The following is a 23920-nucleotide window of genomic DNA, read 5'->3' as shown; positions in this document are numbered from 1 at the left end:
CGTTTGATAAATTCAGCGGCTTACTCGCCCGCTTGTTGCCTCATTGACTGATAGAGTTATCGCCTCTATTTGGACGGATTTTGGCGCCGCTTTGGTATTGCTGGCTTTGTTGTCTAGCGCGATTTTTGTATCATAATCTGACTGATGATGCCCTCAGCTACCTCATCAAGCACCGCTGAGTGATTACTCTCTACGCGCATGATACCTGTGTGCAATATCCAACAATCAAAAGGCGACAGCAATAAAATAGGCACGGCAGCTGCGTTTTCGATCAGATCGTCTTGCCCGTCTTTTGAATGGCTAACGGCGACGCTTACTATCACCAAGCTTTCACGCAGCCATACTGGTATACCCAGCGTTTGGTATAGTTTTTTGCCCGCTTGTGGTCGCGGCATGGACACCGTGCGCACACGCTGCTGCCGCGCTAACGGTGCAAACGAGAGACGCATTGCACCCTGATGGTTAAGCTTATTTCTTAGCGTGTCTTTGCTTAACGTGTCCTTACTGAACGTAGCACTGCTTCTTCTATCACCACCCAATAAAGCAGCCAAAGCATGAGGCCAAATCTTGGCTTGCCAAACGAAATGTGTGTCACTGCGTAATGTCATCAAGATAGGCTGCGGTCTGATAGTAGGTGTACTAGCCATCTCAGCTGTCAGATCAGAGATTACATGCTCCACCTTACCCAGCGGTAATGTCAGCCAATCCAGCCAGTCGCTACTTATACGATACAGTCGCTGACGATAACGGCGAATGACGTAAGACTGTAGACCCGCTTGCCAAAAAAGCGCGGTTTGGTGATTAGAGTCCTGACGCCGGCTAAGGTCGAACACCTCATCTACCAGCTGCTTTGTGGGTGGTAAGGGCTCATCTTGAGTAAGCCAATGATGCAGCAATTGGCGCTGACGGTATGGCGGCAGTGTGTTTAGCGCTGCTATATCTAGTACCCGCTGGGCGGACGCGAGCTGCAAATCACTGACTGCTACCCGCTGCAGATCCGCTATTGCCTGATCATTGAGGATGGATTGCGCGTCACTTAATAGCTGGGCGCTACGGGCGATATTATCAATGACGTTTGGGTTGTACGTGGCCAAAACTGGCATGACATCGCGGCGCAGACCACTACGGACATTGTCCCCTGCCTCATTGGTTGGGTCATCAATATAGGGGAGTTGTAGACGCTGCGCATAACGGCTGATCGTACTACGTTTGGCGGTCAACCATGGCCGCCATAGTGCGTTGCGCCGTCCACCTTGTGTCTGCGTGCGCCACGGCTGCATCCCTGATAACCCATTGACCCCAGCGCCTTGTATCAGCCGCATCAGTATCGTTTCGGCTTGGTCATCAGCGTGATGCGCAAGCAGCAGTACATCGTCGGTGTTGAGTACGGCGCGCATCACCTCATAGCGGGCGTGCCGTGCTGCCTGCTCGTCTTGACCTTTGACCTGTGCGCGCAAGATTTGGCAAGGCAGATTTTGCGCGGTGGCCCAACGCGCGATGTGCTGCGCCCAGACGCTGCTATCTGCTTGCAGGCCATGATCGACGTGCAGCAACTGCGGCAAAAACGGCAAGCGGCCGTGATGATATAGCTGGACACACAGCGCCGCCAGCGCTAAAGAGTCTCGCCCACCACTACAGGCCAGCCAGACACGCCGGCCATGCAGCTGCGCGCCGTATTCTATCAGACTACTCAGCAATGCCTGCGCCAAATCAGCGTCAATTGGTAGCGTCGCTATTGGCTTAATAGGAGAGGGAATAATTGCGCTACTGGTCATAATCAGCCTTGTTTATAGCAATCAAAATATCATGAGCCTTAACATATATACGTCGTATAGAAATGGTGCTGCTAATTATAGTAAAGTCCAAATACGTCAGATACATGGCGATTAAGTCGCTCAATGCAAAGTTATTTTTTAAAGGATTTAAATCGTAGTAGTTAAAAAGTAGCGGAGAATGTCTGAGCGCTTAGATGATTGGACAATTTATTGGCTCAAAATCTTATAAACCACCTCTTCTAAATCACCTATGCATAAAAAAACGCGCCATACAATGACACGTTTTTATTTTAACACTTTTATTTTGCGATATGACTCATCAACAAATCAGCAAGGCAGCATCACTTCAGAGTCAAAGGATTTGAGCTTTTCATAACGCAGCGCACAGCGGGTTTCAACATCCATCTCATTGAGCGTTTTTAATTGCTCAGTGAGCAAGGACTTTAGCGCATCCATGACAGGCTGCGGCTGGACGTGCGCGCCCTCACCTTCCTCAATGACCGCATCAATCAGACCCATTTGATGCAGGTTTACCGCATTTAGCTTTAACGCTTCACTGGCGTCTTGAGCTTTTTCGGCAGTCTTCCATAAGATAGAAGCGCAGCCTTCAGGTGAGATGACCGAGTAGATACTGTTTTGTAGCATATTGACCCTGTCACCCACGCCGATGGCCAGCGCACCGCCTGAGCCGCCTTCACCGATGATGGTCACGATGATAGGAACTTGTAGACTAGAGAATACCGCGATACTCTCCGCGATGGCTTGGGCTTGGCCGCGCTCTTCTGCGCCCACTCCTGGATACGCGCCTTGGGTATCGACAAAGGTCATCACCGGAATATTAAACCGCTCGGCCATTTTTACCAAACGAATGACCTTACGGTAGCCTTCGGGGTTGGCCATACCAAAGTTATGGGCGATACGCTCACGCGTACTACGGCCACGGTGCTGACCGATGACCATCACAGGCTGACCCTCAAAACGCGCCAGACCACCCACGATGGCCTTGTCATCGGCAAACGCGCGGTCGCCATGTAATTCATCAAACTCGGTAAACAGCTGATTGACATAGTCCATAAACAATGGACGCTTGGCGTGCCGTGCAAGCTGCACACTATCCCAGACAGTGCTCATAAATGCTTCCCTTTAATAATTATACTCAATAATGTTATCGGTTTTTGATAATGAAAGTACAGTTGTAAACTCAATAGAAGCTATAGTAGCACATCTTAAATGGCATGACATTATTGTCAAAGCAGCTTTTGTTACCTAGATCTGCAAACCATCTTACTAACGATAGGGCACATGCCACCGGTAAGGCACATTGATACGTCGATGGTGTTCGTCATCTGGCATAATAATATGGTTAATTCACTTTAAAACCGATATAGTGCAGCTGGTATGAATTTTGCGTAGCCTCTGTCAGCGTAGACACAGCAAGCAAGGAAAATTTGTACCAGTTGCACGTTTATATGAGCGTATCGATTTTATTTCGAACTGACTATAATCATAAATGCTAGAGCCATCAAGCCTCTATCACGCTAAGCTTGATACCCCATTTGGCAAACTGCTCAATCTCGGTATGCAAATCTGGCAACAAAAACGCATAGTGCTCACTACTATCGGCAACCGTGATCTGCCAGCAGTGCTCATCGACGACAGCGAGCTGTAATGCTGGTAGCTCATGGTCGCTGCGGCTGTGATGCGCCAATACGGCCAAGCGCAGGAGCAAGCACAGATAGACCAACTGGTTGCCGCCGATGGTACAGGTCTGCTCCAACATATCGGCTTTTAGCTTACGGCGGTGATTGAGCATCAGCTGCGCCATGCGCTTTTGGTCGACCTGTGAAAACCCCGGAATATCTGAGTGCTCAAGCAAATAAGCACTGTGCTTATGGTAGCTACTGTGACTGATCGCCAGCCCTATCTCGTGCAAAAACGCCGCCCGTCTGAGCAAATCGCCATCATCACTACTCAGACCCAGCGTGTCTTTGACTTGTTCAAATAAATGCCGGCTGGTTTTGACCACTTGTTTGGCTTGTTTTTTGTCGCCCGAATAGCGTTTGATCAACGCCAGCACACTGCGGTCACGCACGTCTTCACTCGCAAAACGCCCCAACATATCATACATGACGCCTTCGCGCAGCGCGCCGTCAGAATAGACGATGGTTTCGATGCCCAGCACTTTCATCACCGCGCGCAGCACCGCCACCCCCGCTGGAAACACCGCCTTTCGGTGCTCTTTGACACCTTCTAAATCGATATCGCCGACGTTGCCGATCTTTAGCAGCAGCTTTTCGAGTTTTTTCACCCCTTTGTAGGTGATGCGCTCTTGCTCATCGGCCCAGCCCTTTGACACCAAGACATTTCGCACCGCTTTGATGGTACCGCTTGAGCCGACCACACTACTCCAGCCGACTTTTTGGTAACGGCCATTGATCGCCAGTACTTCTTTACGCGCACCTGCGATGGCATTGGTAAACGCGTCTTTGGTAATCTGCCCATCAGCAAAGTACTTTTGGGTAAAGGCCACGCAGCCCATCTGCAAGCTCTCAGTCAGTAGCGGGTCGAACTCTTGGCCGATGATAAACTCCGTCGAGCCACCACCAATATCGATGACCAAACGCTTATCACTACTGGCATTGGTATGTGAAACGCCCAAATAAATCAAACGCGCCTCTTCTCGTCCTGCGATAATCTCGATAGGCTTGGGCAAAATCTTATTGGCACGGCTGATAAAGTCATTGGCGTTTTTGGCTTGGCGCAAGGCGTTGGTGGCTACCACCCGAATACGCTCAGGCGGCACCGAATCCAAACGCGCCACAAAGCGGCTAAGACACTCAAGGCCCCGCTTTTCAGCCGCTGCGCTTAGAATGTTGTGCTCATCCAGCCCCGCGGCCAGCTGCACTTTTTCTGACATAGAGACGACTTTACGCACCTCCCCATGATCTAAACGAGCGATGGCTAAGTGAAAACTATTGGAGCCGATATCAATGGCGGCCATCATTTCATCGTCGGCGATTGGCGGGTTTGTAAAATAATCAATGGGCATAAGCGAAATCGTTACCATATTAGTGGGATAAAAGGTACATACATGGGCGGCGCTGGGTCAAACGGCTGGCTCAAGTAAAGCCAAGCTGTCAAACATCTTATAATAACCAAACTATAAAAACCACATGACAAAAACGAGCCATCAACATCAATGTGAGAGGCCAATAGACAGCAGTGACACAATTTTCGCCATTAAAGCATTTATGCCAAACACTGGCAAGTATAGTCGAATCCAGATAAATCAGATACATGGCTACCAGTTCGCACAAACCAGCAGCACTGGCCGGCAGATTATCTAAAACTTGTGTTACTCATGGGGCTTTGTTACATTAAAATGAATCAAAGGTCTCACTATCCGCTTGCCCATGTCGGCTTAACTTACTGGCCGCCAGCCATCATTTTATCATTCATTAGCAAGGAAGCTAACGCCATGAATCAAACAGCCACCCTCGATGTGATCAAAGCCGCTGACCATCACTCTCATACTCAGGCAAAAAACGACGCCATCAAAACCGTCAGCCCAACCAAACAGAGCTTTTATGATTTTTATTTAGATGAGCATCAAAACATGGCCTGCCGCCGGTTACACTTTGCGGGTAGTAGCTTTGGCTTACTGGGCCTCGCAAAGTCGGTCAAGTCGCGCTCGCCCGCCCCGCTACTCAAAGGTATCGCCGCAGGTTATGCCTGTGCCTGGGTCGGGCATTTTTTCTTTGAAAAAAACAAACCCGCGTCGTTTAAGTCTCCACTAAAAAGCTTTGTCAGCGACTTTCGTATGTACAGTGACGTACTGCGCGGCCGCCTGAGCCTAAAAGATGCTAAGTTTGATAAAATCAAATAAAGGCAGCACACCGCATTTATATCCATAAAAAAAGGTCAGCACCATTTAAGATACTGACCTTTTTAGAGCCTTCAAACCCATGCTAAAAACCGCAATTACGCTGTTGCCATCTCAGCAAATATCTCGTCAGCGGCTTTGATTGAGGCATCGATGTCTACATCGCTGTGCTTGATAGACATAAAGCCTGCTTCATATGCTGACGGCGCCAAGTAAATACCGCGATCTAACATGCCATGGAAAAAGGTGTTAAAGGCTTCCATGTCACACTGCGTCACGTCATTGAAGTTTTGCGGTACAGTAGTGTCGCGGTCTTTGACAAAAAACATGCCAAACATGCCGCCGACGTTATTGGTGCGTAGATTGATACCATGTTTGTCCGCCGCTGCCTGAAAGCCGCTGATTAGCTTATCTACTTTGGCCGATAGCTCGTCATAAAAACCCGCGACCGTTAAGTCCTCAAACATCGCGATACCTGCGCGCATGGCAAGTGGGTTGCCCGATAGCGTACCCGCTTGATAAACGCCGCCTAGTGGGGCGATACAAGACATGATTTTCTCTTTTCCGCCAAATGCGCCTACTGGCAGGCCGGCGCCGATGATTTTGCCAAAACAGGTCAAATCAGGGTCGATACCGAAATGTGCCTGCGCGCCGCCAAGACCGACGCGAAAACCCGTCATCACTTCATCAAAGATCAGCACGGCGTCGTTGGCAGTACACTCAGCACGCAAGGTATCGTGGAACGCTTGCGTGGGCACGACCATATTCATGTTGCCAGCGATCGGCTCCAAGATGACACAAGCAATCTCATCACCCCACTTTTCAAAACAATCCTTAATCGCTTGCGGATCATTATAAGGAATGGTGATGGTATGCTTGGCAAAATCCGCTGGCACGCCTTTTGAGGTTGGCTCGCCGATATCGAGCATTCCTGAGCCTGCTTTGACCAATAAACTGTCTGAGTGGCCATGGTAGCAGCCTTCGAACTTAACGATTTTGTCACGTCCCGTATAGCCACGCGCCAAACGGATGGCGCTCATGGTCGCCTCTGTGCCTGAGTTGGTCATGCGAATCATCTCAACGCTTGGCACGATCTCACAGATTTTATCGGCAACGGTGGTTTCAAATGGGGTTGGTGTACCAAAGCTCAGACCATCATCCGCCGCTTTTTTGACCGCATCGATCACTTTTGGATGAGCATGACCCAAAATCATCGGCCCCCACGAGCCAACATAATCGATATAGGCATTGTCTTCGGTATCATAGATTTTGCTGCCGCTGGCACGGTGCATAAAAATCGGCGTACCACCTACTCCAGCAAAGGCACGGACAGGTGAATTGACACCGCCTGGGATATGTTTGCGAGCTTGCGCAAATAGTTGTTCGTTTTTAGTACTCATAAGTATTCTCTATTATTGTAGTAAAGGTAATGGTGACGTAAGCCATCTTTCGTCTGTTGGCTCGCCGGCGTTTTATGCCTTTTTTACCACCGAGGATTTTAGCTTCATTGGCCCATAGCCATCGAGCTTACAGTCGATATCATGACCATCGCTCGCATCTGGTAGCAAGCGAATGCTCTTGGCCTTGGTGCCTACCTTGATGATGAGTGAGGAGCCTTTAACTTTTAAGTCTTTGATGACGGTCACCGCGTCGCCATCTTGTAGCTCGTTGCCGACGGCATCGCGGATGACAGCGTCTTGAGCCTCGGCTTCTGCAGCGTCAGTTTCCGCGGCTGTCCACTCATGGGCACACATGGGACATACCAGCAGCGCACCATCTTCGTACGTGTATTCAGCATCACATTTTGGACAATTTGGTAAGCTCATCATTTCCTCGGCAGCCAGCAATATTTAAGTGTATTGTAGAGCTCACATTGTACCGTAACTCGCCATCTTTAACCAATTTGTACGGTTGAAAAATGGTCACTCTACCCAACTTATACCGTAACCATTGGAGAGGCACTGTTGTTTTTTACGGCGGTACTTTTTGTGGTACTCTTCTTAATCTCATCTGGTTTTTATAGGCGCGTATTTGGTCAAGGGAGTCTAATACCAGCCCTTAACTATTGTACGCAAACCCTGCTAATCAGCGCTCAAAAAAGGATAATAACAATGACTCAATCTACCGATATATCGACTCTACCACAGTTTTCTCAATTGACGCTCCAAGGCGAGGATGCCGAAAAATTCTTACAAAGTCAGCTGACCGTTGACGTCACCAAACTCGGACTCAGCTATCAAGCTGCTGCCATTAGCAACCTAAAGGGCCGCATCGAGTTTGGCATTTGGATCAAAAAACAAGCCGAAAATCACTTTGATATCGTCATCAGCGCTGACTGTGCTGACAGCTTGCAAGCCCATCTTAAAAAGTACGGCGCATTTTCGAAGTTTGAGACCAGCGCTCCAGCCGCCATCTATCCTTGTGTGCTCGCTGACGAGCCGACTTTTAGTCACAAAGACGAACACCATACGACAGAAGAAGCCAACGCGTGGGCGCAGCAAAGTATCGCCACTGGCAACTACTGGATCGTCGCGGCGACACAAGGGCAGTTTCAGCCGCAAGAGCTACGCCTGCATCAGCGCGGCGGGATGGACTATGATAAAGGCTGCTACTTGGGGCAAGAAGTCATCGCCCGTATTTATTTTAAATCAGCGCCAAAGGCGTTTTTGCACTACGTCAGTGGCACAGGCGAGATGCCAGCAGCCGGCGACAAACTCGGTAAGATTCAGGTGGTCAACGCCATTGCTAGCAATAGTGGCTTTGAGGCATTAGTCGTTGCCCGTCCAGAACATTTAGCCGACAGCGAGCTGACCGTGTTGGCATTGCCACCGGCATTGCAAGCGGATGTAGCCCGCCAACCATAGCCCAAAACATCTCGCAGCCTTAACAGCACTTTTTTAAATACGCAGCAGAGCAATCTATGACACATATCGCGGTACTCGGGGCAGGCGTGGTGGGTGTGACCACCGCATGGTATCTTCGCCAAGCAGGCTATGATGTGACCGTCATCGAGCGTGAATCAGCAGCAGGAATGCAGACCTCGTTTGCCAATGGCGGGCAGATTTCGGTCTCGCACGCCACTCCTTGGGCCAATCCTGCAACCCCGAAAAAAGCGCTAAAGTGGCTAGGTAAAGAAGACGCACCGCTGCTGTATCGCCTGCGAGCGGACAAGGCGCAGCTCAGATGGGCGCTGCAGTTTTTGCAAGAGTGCCGCGCGAACAGAGCGGATGCCAATCTGGTACAGATGGTCCGACTGGGGCTGTTTTCACGAGAGGCTTTGCAGCAGCTACGCGCGGATATCGGTATCGAGTATGAGCAGCAAACGCGCGGCATCATGCATTTTTATACCGATCAAGCAGAGTTTGAGTCAGCCATTGCTCCGACCAAGCGTATGCAAGCGCTAGGCTGTGAGCGCCATATCATCGATATCCGTACTGCGGTCAGCTTAGAGCCTGCGCTCTACCCCATCGCTCATAAGCTCACAGGCGCAACCTATACCAGCCGTGATGAGTCGGGCAACGCCCATTTATTTACTCAGCGCTTGGCTGCGCGCTGCCTCAAAGCAGGCGTACAGTTTTTATACGATACTGATATCCTCGCCATCAACCTTGATACCCAAACGCCGCAGCCGCACGTGCATAGCGTCACCATTCGGCCCAAAGACGCAAACGCCCAGACCTTTAGCGCCGACAGCTATGTGCTGGCGCTTGGTAGCCATAGCGTCGCCCTGATGAAGCCGCTTGATGTACAGCTGCCTATTTTCCCCGCCAAAGGCTACTCAGCCACTTATCAAGTCAATCCTCGCGCCCCGCATCTAGCGCCGTTTGTCAGTCTAATCGATGATGAGTTTAAACTGGTGGCATCGCGCCTCGGCGACAAGCTACGGGTCGCGGGCACCGCCGAATTCAACGGCTACAATCTGGATCTAAACCCTACTCGCTGTGCGGCCATCACTCGCCGTGTGCAGCAGCTATTCCCAAAAGGCATCATTGCAAGCTCTGTACAATATTGGACAGGGCTGCGGCCGATGACCCCATCAAACGTACCGCTGATAGGCCGCGCGCACAAAGGCCATGTCCGTCACGGTAGTTACAATACAGCGGCGAGTTTTGATAATTTATGGCTCAACACGGGTCATGGCACACTTGGCTGGACCCATGCTTGTGGTTCGGCAAAAGCTATTAGTCTGTTAATACAGGGTGAGAAACCGCCAGTCGATTTTGACTTTGTCGGTGTGACTGCTCCATAAAAGCTGCCGAGCACTTTCGCAAAATAAATACCCGTAGCACGTGACGCCCTGTAGAACATAGTATCTTGCATACCAGCTTTATTTCGGATTGACTATATTTAATGGCTAATATGTTTAGTACCTAATCTTGCTGATAAATTCTTATCTATTTCCGTTTTTGCGATATCGTCTTTACGGTACTTCGTTGAAAAAACTGCTTTTTATTACACAAAGATGTGACGCATAACATAGGTACGTAGATTTCTATAATGGTGCAACACTCTAAACATTGCCTATACAGACAAGGCTATTGTGAGCGCCTATATTGGATATCACCAGTTGGCTCACACGTGATTGCCAATGCAAGTTAAATGTTGGTAATAATCAGCAGCCGCTGAGTGATACGTTATAAAAACACAGATGGAACGCATGTCTTATAACTTAATATTCTAAAGCTTAAGATATTAAAGCTTAGTCTTGAGACAAAACTTAGCCTTTAGACTGAGCCTCAATACTAAACTCGATCATAACAGAAGGAATATAATAATGAATGAACATACGCTAAAAGGTGAATGGAACCAAATGAAAGGTGCGGTTAAACAAAAATGGGCAGAGCTCACCGATGATGACCTCACTCATATCGAAGGCAGCCGCGACAAGCTAGTAGGCCGTGTACAAGAGCGCTATGGTCATAGTAAAGAAAATGCCGAGCGCGAAGTAGACGAATGGCGTCGCCACAATAACTACTAATAATAACTACTCATTGTAGTTACTGAGATAGTCTTCTTTACTCACTCATGGAGACCAGCTTAAACACTTGCTGTTGAGTACTTGCTATTAAGTAATGATAAATAGTAGAGAATAAAAAAGACCGCATGAAAGCATGCGGTCTCTTTTTTTTATAGAACGAGCAGATACAATAAAACCGCATAGCAATCAATTGTTATGCGGTTTTATTGTTAACCATCCATGTTACCTATCACGGTTGCGTCATGTGCATCCTTGCACGCTATTCAACATGATGTGATACTGGGCATCCTGCCCTTTTTCTACGACTACCAGCAATCACTGCTGTTGTCAGCACAGAAAATGTGTCCTTACTTCAGTTCTCATTATCATCCTGATGCTGATCACTGAATCATTATCCTTAATGCGGTTCACTCAATCCTTGAGTCACATTCCCTAATGCCGTGTGACTATAATGCCCAATCTATAATGTGATGTTAAGTCGCGTAAGCGTCATTGCGTGTAAGCATATACTTACATGAGCGCTCCTGCACTCATTTTTACCCGACTAAGCTATTGATAATTATCCACTTTATTTTCCTAAAGGTCATTGCCTACTTGAAAAAGCCACATAGCGATACAAACGTATTGGCGATAAACCTAGCCACACCTGACACCTTAGTCACCTAAAGTTGCCGATGCTTACGCAAATATTTGCAAAGTTTACAACTTATTAACAGCCAAGACACGCGGCAATGAGATTAGCGTCCTACTATGGTTATGTAAGCAAATATTTCAAAAAGAAGAAATATCCCCTATAGGAGAAGATATTGTGAAAATATTAAGACCTTCGTCTTTATCAGCGGTGGTCACCTCTGGTCTTGCTGTCGCATTACTGAGTGTCTCTACCGTTGGTTGCACGGTCGCCGCGCCTGGATACGGTTATGATTACCCCATCTACGGCGGCGGTGGGGATTATGACCGTGTCAGTTATAAGCGCGTCAGTCAGCAGCTACGCAATAACTTGCGCCGTAAAGGTTATCAGGTAATGGATATTAGAGCCGACAGTCATCGCGGTCGCCGCGCCCTCATTGCTTATGCCAAAAAGAACAACCAAGCATATGAGCTAAAATATAGCTATCCTGATCTGCGCTTGATCAGCTCAAGCAAAAAATCTTGGTCCAATATTTGGGACGACGAAGACTATTATAAGAACGGTAAATATAAGAACGATAAATATAAGAATCATGGTAAGTACAATAAGCACTATAAAGGTGATGACGTCGAAGACCGTATCAAACAAGAGTCACGCTACCCTGCCATCAAACAACGGGCGATCAGAAAGGTTGGCGCCATGGGTTACCGCGTCAAAGACATTGAGCTGGAAGAAAAAAACAATCGCGGGGTGTTTGAGATTGAAGCAAAACGCGGCTCCCAAGAGTACGAAATACTGCTTGGTTATCCCAACCTAAACGTCATCAAAATAGAAAAAGACTAATATGTATTTGATGAGATAGTGCGCGTCTCATCGGTTATTCTTGTTTGTCCGTGCGTTATTCGCGCGACTTTTTATTAAATTTTGGCATCGTTGTGGTCTTGATGCCTCTGGTCAAATAAGCCAGCCCTTGGTTTGTTTGGCCATTTTTCATAAACCGACTCATCACATTTTGACCCCATAAGAGGTTTTTATGCACATCACTACTTTTGTAAAGCACACTGCAGTGACTGCTATGGTTGCTGCCTTGGCACTGACGACTGGCTGCGTCACCGCGCCTGGCTACAATGCCTATGGCGATCTATATGAAGACATTTATAAAGACACCAAGCTGTATAAGAAGCACAAAAAAACGCTGAAAAATATCGATAAAGAGCTGTATCAGCCTGCAATCGAGCAGCGCGCTGCCAATAAAGTCAGCAACATGGGGTACCGTGTCAAAGACGTAAAATACAAAAAAGGCGACCACAAAATAAAGGTAAAAGCTAGACGCGGCGGTGAAGACTATAAGATCGAGCTTGACTATCCAAGCTATCAGGTGATTAAAATAAAAGAAGATTGAACCACTAATTAAGCCGCTATTAGCTATCCTGCCTCATCTCTTACCAGTCAAGTACTTCGATGACATCATAAGCAGGCGTCTCATATGGATGCGCCTGCTTTAACGCACCGATGACCTGCTCGATGTTTTCTTTTGCTACCACCATCTCAACACGCCACTCGGTTACTTTTTCTAGTCTATCTTGCGCCCCGATATGCGGATGACTACCAGCCAAAGGCTTAAACTGCCCTGTACCCTGCACTTGCCAGCAGCACGCTTCATAATTGCCAATCTTACCGCCGCCCGCGACAAACAGCGCTGATTTTACCGACTCGAGCGCCTCATCAGGGATAAAAACGGTTAATTTATACATAAAACACTTCCTTCGAGCTTATTTAAAAAAACTACCACAGCTATAAACTTACTATTTTTTAGACAACGACGGATGGTCAGTCCATATATAGCGTAGCAGCCAGTCTTTGGCGTCGCCAGCATAATCGATACCGATACGCGGGCGCAATGACACTGGTGGCTGACAGCCATCGTCTTCGACCCAAACATCAGATGCGGGGGCAATAGGCTTGCCATATAAATCACGATCAATGTGCAAGCGTTTGGTGAGCTTACCTGGGCCTGCAAACTGTTTGGGATCAGTCCGCTGCTTACTGGGACGCCATGGCTGCTCGTCTGCAAGGCGGTCACTGTCGTCGGTCAAAAACCCTGCACGTATCAGCACAGACTCGGGCGACTGGGCAGCCCCGCTGACTAAGTTGAGCATATAATGGACGCCATAAGTCAGATAAACATAAAATACGCCACCTGGCTCATACATAATCTTGGTACGTGAGGTGCGTGTGCCGGCATGAGCGTGGCAAGCTGGGTCTGCTGCCCCAATATAGCCTTCGGTCTCCGAGATGCGCATACGTAGGATTTTTTCTGTGCCGTCACTATCTATCAGCCGCCTGCACAGCACCTTACCTATCAAATCAGCGGCGACCACACAGGTGGGGCGCGTAAACCAAATCGGCTCTAGTGCCTTGCTGTTTGTTTTGGGAGACCAAGTGTGAGACATGACTATCGACCAACCTACTTAATACATTCAAAGATATTAAAAAATATTATAAGTAGAATACCGCGCTTGTACCGTGCGTCTTTTTTACCAGTTCCGTAATTTTTTGCATAAAAAAACTGAGCACACGGCTCAGTCTTTTATAGCGGTCTAAACAAATCGCTTAGCTTAATGGGACGCCAATGCGGTTGGCCACTTCTTCGTATGCTTCGATCACATCACCCAATGACTGACGGAAACGGTCTTTGTCCAGTTTTTTCTTGGTGGTTTTGTCCCAGATACGGCAACCATCTGGTGAAAACTCATCACCCAAGACGATACGGTCGTGGAATACGCCAAACTCAAGTTTGAAATCGACCAAGATCAAATCACCAGCGGCAAACAGCGCTTTTAGTACGTCATTGACTTGATAGGTCAGCTCTTGCATTTTTGCCAACTGCTCTTTGGTCGCCCAACCAAGAGATACGGCCAGTGACTCATTTACCATAGGATCACCCAGCGCATCGTCTTTATAAAACAGCTCATAAGTAGGCGGCGTCAGTGCTTGCCCTTCTTCTAAGCCCAAACGGCGTACCAAACTGCCAGCGGCAAAGTTACGCACCACGCATTCTACCGGAATCATATCCAGACGCTTGACCAACACTTCATCTTCTGACAGCTGCTTTTCAAAGTGGGTTTCGATACCCACATCCGCCAGTTTTTGCATGATAAACGCATTAAAGCGGTTATTGACGACGCCCTTGCGTGCCAATTGCTCGATACGCTTACCATCCAGCGCTGAGGTATCATCACGGAAGTGCAAAATCAGAAGATCGTTGTCTTCTGTTTCATATACAGATTTGGCCTTACCTTTGTACAGCAGTTGTTGCTTTTGCATTATGGGAGTTCCTGTTCGTTCAAGCTTATGTGGTAAAAACGCGCAGCTACCGCTTTGGTTTGGCCCAATCGATCAGACACAATCGGCAAGACAAAAACTCAGCGGTATAAGTAAAGAAATAAAACTAGTTTGAAGGCGTGCTCACCGTACGCTGAGGCTTTGGCAGTTGATACTGACTGCCTGAGTCATTTTTTAATGTAAGGGTGTTTGTACCAGCGTTAGGCGTAGGATATAAAGGGACAAAAGGTGCAGGCTCTTTATTTACTGGCAATTCAATCGGTGCCAGTTTTTTGCTTTGTTGGTACTCTAAACTACCGTCGTCACGTTTGCCAAGTACGTTTTTGACACTTTGGCAACCGCTCAATACGAAGGTACTGCCCAAAACGACGGTTAGCAATGCAGGGAATATCTTTGTGCTCGTCGATGATGTTTTCATCATGTTATCTCTCTGAGTTAGCAGTTATTGCTCGATGATACTATGGCTCTAGGCTCTATAATGCTATTGCTTGATGATAATGGTGCTCGATTATACGATAGCTAAATATTACTATAGTAAGTTTGCACGCACCAAGGCTTCATCGATAGTGGCATGATGCTTTTGTGCTAGCCATACCAACGGCAAGCGAATCCCTTTGTCGATCATACCCATTTTGTGCAGGGCATATTTGGCAGGAATCGGGCTTGACTCAATAAACAGATCACGATGCAGATGCTTGACCACATCATGAGCTTTGTCAGCAGCGGCAAAGTCGCCACGTAGACCAGCGGTAAAGGTCTCACTCATGGCTTTTGGTGCGACGTTGGCCGTCACGGAGATATTGCCCTTACCGCCGACTTTCATCAAATCAAGCGCGGTGCCATCATCACCAGACAGTACCACCATTTTATCACCCACAGCTTTGATCAGCTGCTCACCGCGGCCCACTGAGCCTGTGGCGTCTTTGATAGCGACGATATTGTCGATATCACATAAGCGCTCGACGGTCTCTTGGGCGATATCGACGACGGTGCGTCCTGGCACGTTATAGAGCATCTGCGGAATGTTGACCGCCTCGGCGATGGTCTTGTAATGCTGAAACAACCCTTCTTGCGGCGGCTTATTATAATAAGGCGCAACGAGCAAGGCGCAATCTGCACCAGCGTCGGCGGCATCTTGAGTCAGCTTGATGGCTTCCATGGTGTTGTTGGCACCTGTCCCCGCAATCACCGGTACGCGACCTTTGACATGCTGCACAAAATAACGAATCACATCGCTATGCTCTTGCATCGATAGCGTTGCTGACTCGCCCGTGGTACCAACGGCCACCAGACAATGCGTGCCTTGCTCAATCTGCCAATCTATGAGGTCTGCCAGACGTTTATAATCGACCGTGCCGTCAGGATGCATGGGCGTTACCAAGGCTACCATTGAGCCTTGTAGTCGGGTTTTAATCTCGTCGTATGCTGTGCTCATAACCGTGCCTTACTGTTTTATCCTAGCTTTTATCAAAGCTGTCACATGATAGGTCGTTTGCAAATGCCAGTGTGCGCCTCTACTCCACCTATCATTATATAGGCAAAAATAGATGCTCATGGTATTACGTGCGATGTCTTATCTTACGTACTGTCTTACTGTGGGAAGTTGGCGTTCACCAAGCACTTGCGATATAAATGCGTCTGTCTTTAGGCCGCTTTGACGGAAGTGGTCTCTATCACCAAAGCGCCTGTCTGATTCTAAAACATAATCATAAAAAACGCCTGCTAGTGTAGCATATTTTGATTTGACCGCTATCAATCAATTGAGATTACATCTACGTTGCTAATCAATAAAATGCTCACCGACGCGCACCCATGATCTGCATCAAAACTGCTACCCGTCATTAATAAGTCATCGTTTGGTGGCTTATTAATGACTAATTAGTGTAGCGCAATGCCGCAGCGCTGATAAGTCTTTTGCAAAATATTAACGAATCGTCAACACATCGATAGTGGGCCGATACAAGCGAAATGGCAGACCGCGCGTGCCAATACCGCTACTGACAAATATCTGAGCACTGGCATGCTGGTACAAGCCGCGCTGCTTCCCCATACGACTATTGCCAAGCACACCTTTGTTATCGCCACTGCGCTGGATATCTTGTTGTTTTTGCGCCTGCCATATATTTTTTTGTGTGGCTTTTGCCGCCCCTGTGATCAATAACGGCCGTGGTTGTGGCGATTTTGGTAAGTCGCTGATACTATCAAACCGTGAGGCCAAAATAATTACCGGCTGACGCGCGTGGGTGATTTTTGTCCCAAGCTTGGCTTTGTCCGCGCTGTTTTGCTCATCGACTTCGCCACACTGCACAGGGACATCTTGCCAACCACACAGCACGGCTACAGGCGCATCTGTTGCGTGCGCCGCTAAGCGCTGGGTATCCCTTATATTGTCAAAACGACTGGCAGATGGCGGCACGGCGGCGCATCTGAGCGGCAATGAGGTACACTGCTGGCCAATGTAGCTAATATCAAGCACATCAAACGCGCAGGCCAAGGTGTCCTCCAACAATGGCTGGCCTTGCTTGGTGGTGTTGAGCGACTGATAACGCAAGTCTGAGGTACTCATCACTGTATAGACCGGTTTATTGACCCCTTTAAACAGCATCAGCTGCCCGACCAAATCAGCACTAGGATAATACAGCCAATCACCGGTAATCAAAACCGCATCCACTGCCAAGTCGTTGATGGTTGCGACCAGTTTACGAATATGGCGCGGTTTGCCACTATATAACCCAATGCGTAGGTCTGCCAATACAGCGACCGTCAGTGGTGTCGACAAATCCAAATCGACAGTATGGTGCTCAAGGCGCAAACAATTGGGCTGAATGATAACGGTATAAAAATAGACCAGCATGGCCGCCACCGCGCTAAGCAGCACCGGCCACGCTAAGGCAAATAGACCCTCCATCCAGCCTGTCAGTAGGAGCAGCGCCCAAACAGGCATGGTGTACGCGGCATAATACAGTATGAGCTGGCCCCAGATACGCAAAAACCGTTTGGTCGGATTGGCATTGAACGTCTGTAATCCTGACCATAGTAGAATATACGCAAGCAATGCGGCTGCTATAGAGATACTTAGCGTATAAAGTGCGTGGTCAGTCATAATTACCTAGCGGTTATGGGTGAAGGTGGAACAATCGAACAGTGGCTTTTGAGCAGCACTTAGCCCTTATTGCTTATCAATCAATGCTTATTTCGTAGGGGCTACAATGCCTTATAAACTGGGCCGACCACATAGGGCTGACAAGACGCAGAGCATAAAGCAGTATCTAGCAAACCCTAGCGATCAGACAACGTCTGCCACAGCCAAACGTGCGACAAGCCAGCATCGCCCAAACGATATGTGGCGAGTTGGATAAAAAATCAGCCATTATAGAGGCCGAGCTCTATGATAGACAAGCACAATTGTAAACCCATGTATTCACTGGACCTATCTTGCGTGTCGTACCGATGGTATTTGCCGAGACGCCTCTAATGAGCCATAGGAATGAAGCATAGGAATGAAGCATAGGGTTGATCGACCCGCTCATCATTCTGCTGGCTGCCTCATTATACTGACAGCCTATGTCAATCATTGCCCTATTTATTCAGTTTTATCCAGTCAGATGCTCGTATTGCGTGACGACTCCTGTATGACACAAGGCTACTCGATACGCAGACCGATGATACCCGGAACACCTTGACGAATGACCTCAATGGTCACCACGCCTTTTTTGGGTAACGTTGAGATGGCACTGGAAAAATCAGTGACTTTTTTAATCGGCTTTTGGTGAAAATTGGTAATCACATCGCCTGCCATGATGCCTGAGCGCGCCGCCAGCCCTGTGGGGTCGACTGTGGTGACTAAGATGCCGGTTTTGTTGTCAACTGCCAGCTCTGCTTGCTCATCGGCGGTCAAGTCACGTAAGCGCAGCCCAAGCTGTATATCATTGTCTTGCTGATCGCCGCTTTGTGCTCGGACATCATTGGGCGCATGGGCCAGCGTGCCACGCGCGAGCATCCGTTTACCATCGCGCTGAATCTGCACATGAAACGCGTCGTTGGGCTTGGCACGGTTGAGTAAATTCAACAAATCCGAGGCGCGCATGATTTGCGCATCATTATACTGCAAAATAATATCGCCAGATTTTAGCCCTGCTTTTTGGGCAGGCGAATCTGGTGATACGCGAGTCAGCAACGCCCCTTGCGGGCGCGCCAAGTTATACGCTTCTGCCAAGTTGCGATCGATGTCTTGTGGATAGATACCCAGATAAGCACGGGCGACTTCACCATTGGTTTTTAGCTGCTCGTAGATGTCCATCGCCGCATCAATCGGGATAGAAAACGACAGCCCCATATAGCCACCTGTACCACTAAAGATACGCGAGTTGATACCGATGACCTCGCCGCGCTGGTTAAACAGTGGGCCACCTGAGTTCCCTGGGTTTAGTGCCACATCGGTTTGGATAAACGGCACACTGGTATCGCGTGAAAAATTGCGCGATTTGGCGCTGACGATACCAGCCGAGGCCGAATAATCAAAACCAAAGGGCGAGCCAATCGCCAGTACAGGCTCCCCAACTTTTAAACCATTGGAATCACCGATCGGTAACGCGGGAAACTGCTTACCACTGACCTTTAGTACTGCCACATCCGAGCGCTCATCGCTACCGACCAAGGTGGCATCCAGCTCTGTCCTATCGTTGAGCGTGACGGTGATTTTGTCCGCGCCTTCGACCACATGATGGTTGGTCAACATATAGCCATTTGTAGTGACAAAAAACGCGGTGCCGTAGGCATGCTCAATCGCTGGGGTCGCGGCTTGATCCGGAATACGCAGACGATCGCCAAAAAACTGCCTGAGCAGCTCTGCCGTTTGGGCCTTAGCAAGCTCCGCCTCACTGACGGTTTTGGTCACATTGACACGCGCCACCGCTGGGGTGACCTGCTGTACCAAATCCGAAAAATTCGCCGTGGTGACGGCAGCATGCGCGCTTGGCATCGCCGTGGTATATACCCCTGCCAGCATCGCTGTGCTCATGGCAAGCGCTAAAGTGCTGCGCTGTAGCCAATGGCGCATACGAGGTTTGGCTGGCGCTGTAGACATATTGATAGGCATCGTGTCCTCCATATGAGTGATCATTATTATTGTCAGTGGCCGTGCTGTGGCGAATACTATCGCTGCATCTCAAAGACGATGCTGTGTACAGTTAGGTACAGTGCTGCTGGAATACGTTTTGCACAGTCTGTATGACACCTGATAGCACGCAATAAAACCTATTCGAGCAGGACGAGACAAACAATGTAATAGCACAGCCATGTGATGCAAAATAGCCGCTTGGTGCAAAAGTGGGCCATGTCTTATCGTTTTATCCGTACTGTTGTCCCTGATTTCAATCCCTTTTTGTTATGCAATAGGTTACTGGTTTTTTTGCTGCAATACCATTAGCCGTCAGTATCTTTGTATCAGTATCTTTATATCATTATCTTTATAGTAGCGACAGGCCATCGGTACGACAAAGATGGCGACAAAAAGATAGCTACTGTATGATAAATCAAAGCGCTGGCCTGTATTATCTGCATAAGATCGGTACCTTTTAGCATCCCGTTGTGCTCTGCGGCGGCGCTATCGCTGCTCAATATGGTTGGTTATCACGCAATAGTCAGTCACACGGCAACTAGCAGCGATGAAATAAAATCATGTTATGATAGCAAGCCAAATAACTTTATAAACAAACAAAAGTCAATTAAAAACATCGATTGGATTGACCTTGCGTTTATCAACTTGGCTCGTATCGCCCTTATTTTCCATCTTTTGCATGACTAGAGGCGTTTATACCTTATCTCAACCTTGTCAATAACTCAAAACCGCCTATCAGCTACTAAGTAGGCCATACGAGTCATATAAACCTGCCAACCGAGTACCATGATTGGCGTAGGTTTGATGACACGGATTGACTGTTGGATTTGGTATTTTTATCTAGGAATGCTTTTGTCTTTATTACTTTATAGTATATATCACATCTGGCTCATGTTTGGATGCATGATGGCTATCTGCCGATGGCCTTGCTACTAAAAAGCTTGCGACCGTTTGCGACATCGATACACACTGCAGATAGTAGGCAGCGCGGTCGCCCAAGCAATGGATAGATATAACATATGACAAGATTACAAAAGGATTAATGTATGGATACCGCCCTATTACTATCTGGCGTGGTTGGGATTGGCATCGCCGCCCAATGGCTGGCTTGGTATTTAAAGCAACCGTCCATTTTATTTTTATTATTGATAGGTATCATCGTCGGGCCAGTCTTGGGTATTTTTGACCCTGATTTGGTGCTCGGTGAGCTGATGTTCCCCTTCATCTCTTTGGGGGTAGCGATTATTCTATTTGAAGGCTCGCTGACGCTAGAGTTTGATGAAATCAAGCAACACGGCACTGTCGTACAAATGCTGGTCTCGGTCGGCGTACTGATCACCATTGCTATCGTGGCGTTATCGACGTATTTATTATTTGATGTCGATCCACTGATTGCCCTGCTATTCGGTGCCTTGGTCTGTGTGACAGGCCCGACAGTCATCATGCCGCTACTGCGTAGTGTACGCCCCAATAAAACCATCTCCAATATCCTCAAATGGGAAGGCATCATCATCGACCCGATCGGTGCTATCGCAGTGGTATTGGTCTATGAGTACATCATCTCAGGCGGCGAAGCCAGCAGTATTTTATTGTTTGCCAAAATTGTGGTGCTAGCGACAGCGCTTGGGATGGCAGGCGCTTGGCTGCTTGCATTCCTCATGCGTCGTCATATGATTCCTGAGTTTTTGCGCAATGTCTTTACCCTAGCCTTTGTGCTGGTGCTGTTTTCGGTATCGAACCATTTAGAGCACGAGTCTGGTCTATTGACCGTGACGGTATTGGGCGTGGCGCTGGCCAACTGGCCCAAATTCCCGCGCGAGACGATTTTGGAGTTTAATGAATCCTTAACCATCTTACTCATCTCTGTGCTCTTTATTATCCTTGCCGCACGTGTTGAGCTGGCAAGCTTGCTAAGCGTTGGGTTTGCAGGATTGGTGCTGCTGGCTATCGTCATGTTTGTGGCGCGGCCTTTGTCTGTCTGGGCATCGGCCATCGGCTCAAACCTTAAGACCAATGAAAAGCTGATGATCAGCTGGATTGGGCCGCGTGGTATCGTCGCTGCTGCTATCTCATCTTTGTTTGCTATCCGCTTACAAGAGTATGATATCCAAGGCGTCGAGCTGCTAGTGCCGCTGGTGTTTATGGTCATCATCGGCACGGTCTTGATCCAAGGCTTGGGTGCCAAAATGGTCGGTAACTTGCTGGGCGTGCGTGAGCCTGAAACCAATGGCATATTGGTGGTCGGCTCAAACCCTGTCGCGCTTCTTATTGCCACCTCGCTCAAGGACCAAGGCTTTGATGTCATCGTCGCTCACAACAACTACACCAATATTGCTCGCGCCCGTATGAGTGGCCTACGTACTTACTTTGGCAACCCCATCTCAGACCATGCCGACCATCATCTGGATTTGATCGGTATCGGCCGTCTGTTTGCCATGAGTATGGATAAAGAGATGAACACCTTATCTGAGATTCATTATCGTCACGAGTTTGGTGAGCGTAAGCTATATCGTCTTAAGTTTAGTGACGAAAAAGTCAAAAGCGAGCGCGACGATAAGCAGTCAAACTTCCATTCACAGTGGCTGTTTGGCAAAGACGTCACCTATACCAAGCTTGCCAGTATGCTGTCCAAAAAGGCACGTATCAAAATCACCAACATCACTGACAGCTATAGCTTTGAGCAATATAAGGCCGATAATAAACAATTTGTGCCGCTCTATACCGTCGACAAAGAAGGCAAGCTCCACGTCATCACCGACAAGTTTGATGGGACGGTGCCGCGCGATCGCAAGCTTATCTCCTTGGTGGTGGACGATGAGGTGCAGCCAAAGCCAGTCGATGTAACGCCAAAGCAAGAGCAAGCGCGTATGGCGGCGGATGCCAACTTTGAATCCAGCTCCAAAGCGCCTGAAAAACGTAAAGAAAAAGAGCTGAACGAAGAAAGTACTGACGCTACCGAGCCTGTGAGCGTAACGGGCGCAGAAAAAGTCGCTGGCGATACAACTGCCGAGCAAAATACTGAGAAAAATGCGCCGACGCACATGCCAAAGGACGCAAGCAGTAGCTTGGATACAGCCGCAAACGCCGCCGCGACGCAAGACAGCTCAGCGGCTCAAGTACAAAACGACAATGCTGAGACTGCCAGCTCAGCCACAGTCGCCAAGACCAAGGCAGCTAATAGCAGCAATACCAATGGCAATGGTCATGCGCCTAAGACCAAAAAAGGCTCGCTGGATCCCAATCGCTTCCCTGATGCCGGTCAAGATACTGCAACCGACACGGACAGCCACAAGGACCCAGACGCATAACTGAGCCATAACTGGCGCATCACCAGACAAGTAACCATAAAAAAACCCCCAATCGATGTTGGGGGTTTTTTCTACGACGCCGCTTTTATATTAGCTCCAGCCTCTGTTGTACCGCCTGCCAGATGCGCGCACCAACCTCCTCGGCGCTGCCCGACGCCTCAATCCGCTGTATGCGCTCAGGATACTGGCGCGCAAGCGTATCAAACCCCTCATACACCCGCGTAAAAAACGCACCCGCTTGCTGCTCAAAGCGATCGGCAGCGCTGCGCTTGCCAGCACGCCGCATCCCCTCAGCGACTGGTAAGTCTAACCACAACGTCAGCTCAGGCAACTGCGGTACAAACTGGGCAATCAGCATATCAATCTTCGCGCGCACTGCCTCATCACCATGGGCGCGGCCAAACCCTTGATAAGCCACGGTTGAGTCGGTAAAACGATCACATATCACCCACCTGCCAGCTTGTAGCGCGGGCAAAATCACTTGCTGCATATGATCGCAGCGCGCAGCAAACATTAACAGTAGCTCAGTGTCGTCATTTATGTCGGTCGCAGGGTCTAGGAGTATCTGGCGCAGATGCTCAGCAAATGGGCTGCCACCAGGCTCGCGGGTACGCAGATAGTCGATACCATGGCTATCTAAACGTGTGCATAGCTGCTCGATCGCTGTGGTTTTACCCACGCCCTCAGTGCCTTCAAAACTGATAAAGCGACCTTGTATTATCTGATTATCAGTAGCGTCTTGCGCCAGATTGGTATCGGCATTGGCAGGTATAGATACAGACATGAGATGACCTTGTGTCATGGCTAAGCGCTATGAGGTGACATAGCGCTTGATAAATAGGTATGTGGTTTCAAACAGAGCGTCACGCATCCCGTAACGG

Annotated in this window: 20 protein-coding genes; 7 read left to right on the top strand and 13 right to left on the bottom strand. The window is 48.6% G+C overall.

The genetic code is table 11. From position 1 onward, the window contains the following. Positions 1-113: 113 nt before the first annotated feature. The 3 genes from tilS to ppx all read right to left on the bottom strand — a co-directional run bounded on the left by tilS (position 114) and on the right by ppx (position 4824). Positions 114-1775, bottom strand: a complete 1662-nt coding sequence (gene tilS, locus R0I52_RS02120) for a tRNA lysidine(34) synthetase TilS (RefSeq protein WP_317052956.1) — start codon at positions 1773-1775, stop codon at positions 114-116. A gap of 327 nt (positions 1776-2102) precedes the next feature. Continuing rightward, entirely contained in the window at positions 2103-2906 is an 804-nt protein-coding gene (locus R0I52_RS02115; RefSeq protein WP_317052955.1) for an acetyl-CoA carboxylase carboxyltransferase subunit alpha, read from the bottom strand. Between the two features lie 391 nt (positions 2907-3297). Further along, a complete protein-coding gene (ppx, locus tag R0I52_RS02110; RefSeq protein WP_317052954.1) occupies positions 3298-4824 on the bottom strand; it encodes an exopolyphosphatase in 1527 nt (508 codons plus the stop codon). 429 nt (positions 4825-5253) lie between these two features. Here ppx and R0I52_RS02105 point away from each other — a divergent pair, with 429 nt between their 5' ends. Then, a complete protein-coding gene (locus R0I52_RS02105; protein ID WP_317052953.1) occupies positions 5254-5661 on the top strand; it encodes a DUF962 domain-containing protein in 408 nt (135 codons plus the stop codon). Between the two features lie 95 nt (positions 5662-5756). On the opposite strand, the gene hemL is transcribed toward R0I52_RS02105, so the two are convergent. Next, positions 5757-7058 (bottom strand): glutamate-1-semialdehyde 2,1-aminomutase, encoded by a 1302-nt coding sequence (hemL, locus tag R0I52_RS02100; RefSeq protein WP_317052952.1) that lies wholly within the window; start codon positions 7056-7058, stop codon positions 5757-5759. A 72-nt stretch (positions 7059-7130) separates the two neighbouring features. After that, positions 7131-7484 carry a zinc ribbon domain-containing protein YjdM gene (locus tag R0I52_RS02095; protein ID WP_317052951.1) on the bottom strand — a complete coding sequence of 118 codons (354 nt, stop codon included), beginning with the start codon at positions 7482-7484 and terminating at the stop codon, positions 7131-7133. Positions 7485-7769: 285 nt separating this feature from the next. Between R0I52_RS02095 and R0I52_RS02090 the strand changes: the two genes are divergently transcribed. The 5 genes from R0I52_RS02090 (at position 7770) to R0I52_RS02070 (ending at position 12669) form a co-directional block, all read left to right on the top strand. Further along, positions 7770-8522, top strand: a complete 753-nt coding sequence (locus R0I52_RS02090) for a folate-binding Fe/S cluster repair protein (RefSeq protein ID WP_317052950.1) — start codon at positions 7770-7772, stop codon at positions 8520-8522. A gap of 56 nt (positions 8523-8578) precedes the next feature. Continuing rightward, complete coding sequence (locus R0I52_RS02085) at positions 8579-9907, top strand: D-amino acid dehydrogenase (RefSeq protein WP_317052949.1); 1329 nt, start codon at positions 8579-8581, stop codon at positions 9905-9907. A gap of 525 nt (positions 9908-10432) precedes the next feature. Further along, a complete protein-coding gene (locus R0I52_RS02080) occupies positions 10433-10636 on the top strand; it encodes a CsbD family protein (RefSeq protein WP_100748743.1) in 204 nt (67 codons plus the stop codon). Between the two features lie 808 nt (positions 10637-11444). After that, complete coding sequence (locus tag R0I52_RS02075; RefSeq protein WP_317052948.1) at positions 11445-12110, top strand: hypothetical protein; 666 nt, start codon at positions 11445-11447, stop codon at positions 12108-12110. Between the two features lie 190 nt (positions 12111-12300). Continuing rightward, positions 12301-12669 (top strand): hypothetical protein, encoded by a 369-nt coding sequence (locus R0I52_RS02070; RefSeq protein ID WP_317052947.1) that lies wholly within the window; start codon positions 12301-12303, stop codon positions 12667-12669. 40 nt (positions 12670-12709) lie between these two features. Here R0I52_RS02070 and R0I52_RS02065 read toward each other — a convergent pair whose 3' ends face one another. From R0I52_RS02065 to R0I52_RS02035, 7 genes are all read right to left on the bottom strand, one after another. After that, positions 12710-13021: an NGG1p interacting factor NIF3 gene (locus R0I52_RS02065; protein ID WP_317052946.1), complete on the bottom strand. Its 312-nt coding sequence runs from the start codon at positions 13019-13021 to the stop codon at positions 12710-12712. 51 nt (positions 13022-13072) lie between these two features. Then, positions 13073-13720: a DNA-3-methyladenine glycosylase gene (locus R0I52_RS02060; RefSeq protein ID WP_317052945.1), complete on the bottom strand. Its 648-nt coding sequence runs from the start codon at positions 13718-13720 to the stop codon at positions 13073-13075. 160 nt (positions 13721-13880) lie between these two features. Further along, positions 13881-14594 carry a phosphoribosylaminoimidazolesuccinocarboxamide synthase gene (purC, locus tag R0I52_RS02055; RefSeq protein WP_317052944.1) on the bottom strand — a complete coding sequence of 238 codons (714 nt, stop codon included), beginning with the start codon at positions 14592-14594 and terminating at the stop codon, positions 13881-13883. 124 nt (positions 14595-14718) lie between these two features. Then, complete coding sequence (locus R0I52_RS02050) at positions 14719-15033, bottom strand: hypothetical protein (protein ID WP_317052943.1); 315 nt, start codon at positions 15031-15033, stop codon at positions 14719-14721. Between the two features lie 108 nt (positions 15034-15141). Then, positions 15142-16047, bottom strand: a complete 906-nt coding sequence (gene dapA, locus R0I52_RS02045) for a 4-hydroxy-tetrahydrodipicolinate synthase (protein ID WP_075102200.1) — start codon at positions 16045-16047, stop codon at positions 15142-15144. A gap of 489 nt (positions 16048-16536) precedes the next feature. Beyond that, positions 16537-17715: a hypothetical protein gene (locus R0I52_RS02040; protein WP_317052942.1), complete on the bottom strand. Its 1179-nt coding sequence runs from the start codon at positions 17713-17715 to the stop codon at positions 16537-16539. 540 nt (positions 17716-18255) lie between these two features. Further along, a complete protein-coding gene (locus tag R0I52_RS02035; RefSeq protein WP_410524027.1) occupies positions 18256-19671 on the bottom strand; it encodes a Do family serine endopeptidase in 1416 nt (471 codons plus the stop codon). A gap of 1106 nt (positions 19672-20777) precedes the next feature. Between R0I52_RS02035 and R0I52_RS02030 the strand changes: the two genes are divergently transcribed. Next, positions 20778-23039 carry a cation:proton antiporter gene (locus R0I52_RS02030; protein WP_317052940.1) on the top strand — a complete coding sequence of 754 codons (2262 nt, stop codon included), beginning with the start codon at positions 20778-20780 and terminating at the stop codon, positions 23037-23039. An 85-nt stretch (positions 23040-23124) separates the two neighbouring features. Here the strand turns inward: R0I52_RS02030 and tmk are convergent, their stop codons facing one another. After that, entirely contained in the window at positions 23125-23757 is a 633-nt protein-coding gene (gene tmk, locus R0I52_RS02025; protein ID WP_317053083.1) for a dTMP kinase, read from the bottom strand. Between the last annotated feature and the right edge of the window lie 163 nt (positions 23758-23920).

Origin of the sequence: Psychrobacter sp. CAM01 (assembly GCF_032842965.1) — a bacterium.
GTDB lineage: Bacteria > Pseudomonadota > Gammaproteobacteria > Pseudomonadales > Moraxellaceae > Psychrobacter > Psychrobacter celer.
The sequence above is the reverse complement of the archived record's forward strand: the minus strand, read 5'-3'. Positions and strand labels throughout refer to the sequence as shown.

Coding starts and splice junctions, on each gene's coding strand:
- hemL (WP_317052952.1), bottom strand. CDS start 7,058: ATGAGTACTAAAAACGAACAACTATTTGCGCAAGCTCGCAAACATATC.
- R0I52_RS02050 (WP_317052943.1), bottom strand. CDS start 15,033: ATGATGAAAACATCATCGACGAGCACAAAGATATTCCCTGCATTGCTA.
- R0I52_RS02080 (WP_100748743.1), top strand. CDS start 10,433: ATGAATGAACATACGCTAAAAGGTGAATGGAACCAAATGAAAGGTGCG.
- R0I52_RS02090 (WP_317052950.1), top strand. CDS start 7,770: ATGACTCAATCTACCGATATATCGACTCTACCACAGTTTTCTCAATTG.
- R0I52_RS02060 (WP_317052945.1), bottom strand. CDS start 13,720: ATGTCTCACACTTGGTCTCCCAAAACAAACAGCAAGGCACTAGAGCCG.
- R0I52_RS02030 (WP_317052940.1), top strand. CDS start 20,778: ATGGATACCGCCCTATTACTATCTGGCGTGGTTGGGATTGGCATCGCC.
- R0I52_RS02095 (WP_317052951.1), bottom strand. CDS start 7,484: ATGAGCTTACCAAATTGTCCAAAATGTGATGCTGAATACACGTACGAA.
- R0I52_RS02105 (WP_317052953.1), top strand. CDS start 5,254: ATGAATCAAACAGCCACCCTCGATGTGATCAAAGCCGCTGACCATCAC.
- R0I52_RS02070 (WP_317052947.1), top strand. CDS start 12,301: ATGCACATCACTACTTTTGTAAAGCACACTGCAGTGACTGCTATGGTT.
- R0I52_RS02035 (WP_410524027.1), bottom strand. CDS start 19,671: ATGCGCCATTGGCTACAGCGCAGCACTTTAGCGCTTGCCATGAGCACA.
- R0I52_RS02065 (WP_317052946.1), bottom strand. CDS start 13,021: ATGTATAAATTAACCGTTTTTATCCCTGATGAGGCGCTCGAGTCGGTA.
- purC (WP_317052944.1), bottom strand. CDS start 14,594: ATGCAAAAGCAACAACTGCTGTACAAAGGTAAGGCCAAATCTGTATAT.
- R0I52_RS02115 (WP_317052955.1), bottom strand. CDS start 2,906: ATGAGCACTGTCTGGGATAGTGTGCAGCTTGCACGGCACGCCAAGCGT.
- R0I52_RS02040 (WP_317052942.1), bottom strand. CDS start 17,715: ATGACTGACCACGCACTTTATACGCTAAGTATCTCTATAGCAGCCGCA.
- tilS (WP_317052956.1), bottom strand. CDS start 1,775: ATGACCAGTAGCGCAATTATTCCCTCTCCTATTAAGCCAATAGCGACG.
- R0I52_RS02085 (WP_317052949.1), top strand. CDS start 8,579: ATGACACATATCGCGGTACTCGGGGCAGGCGTGGTGGGTGTGACCACC.
- ppx (WP_317052954.1), bottom strand. CDS start 4,824: ATGCCCATTGATTATTTTACAAACCCGCCAATCGCCGACGATGAAATG.
- dapA (WP_075102200.1), bottom strand. CDS start 16,047: ATGAGCACAGCATACGACGAGATTAAAACCCGACTACAAGGCTCAATG.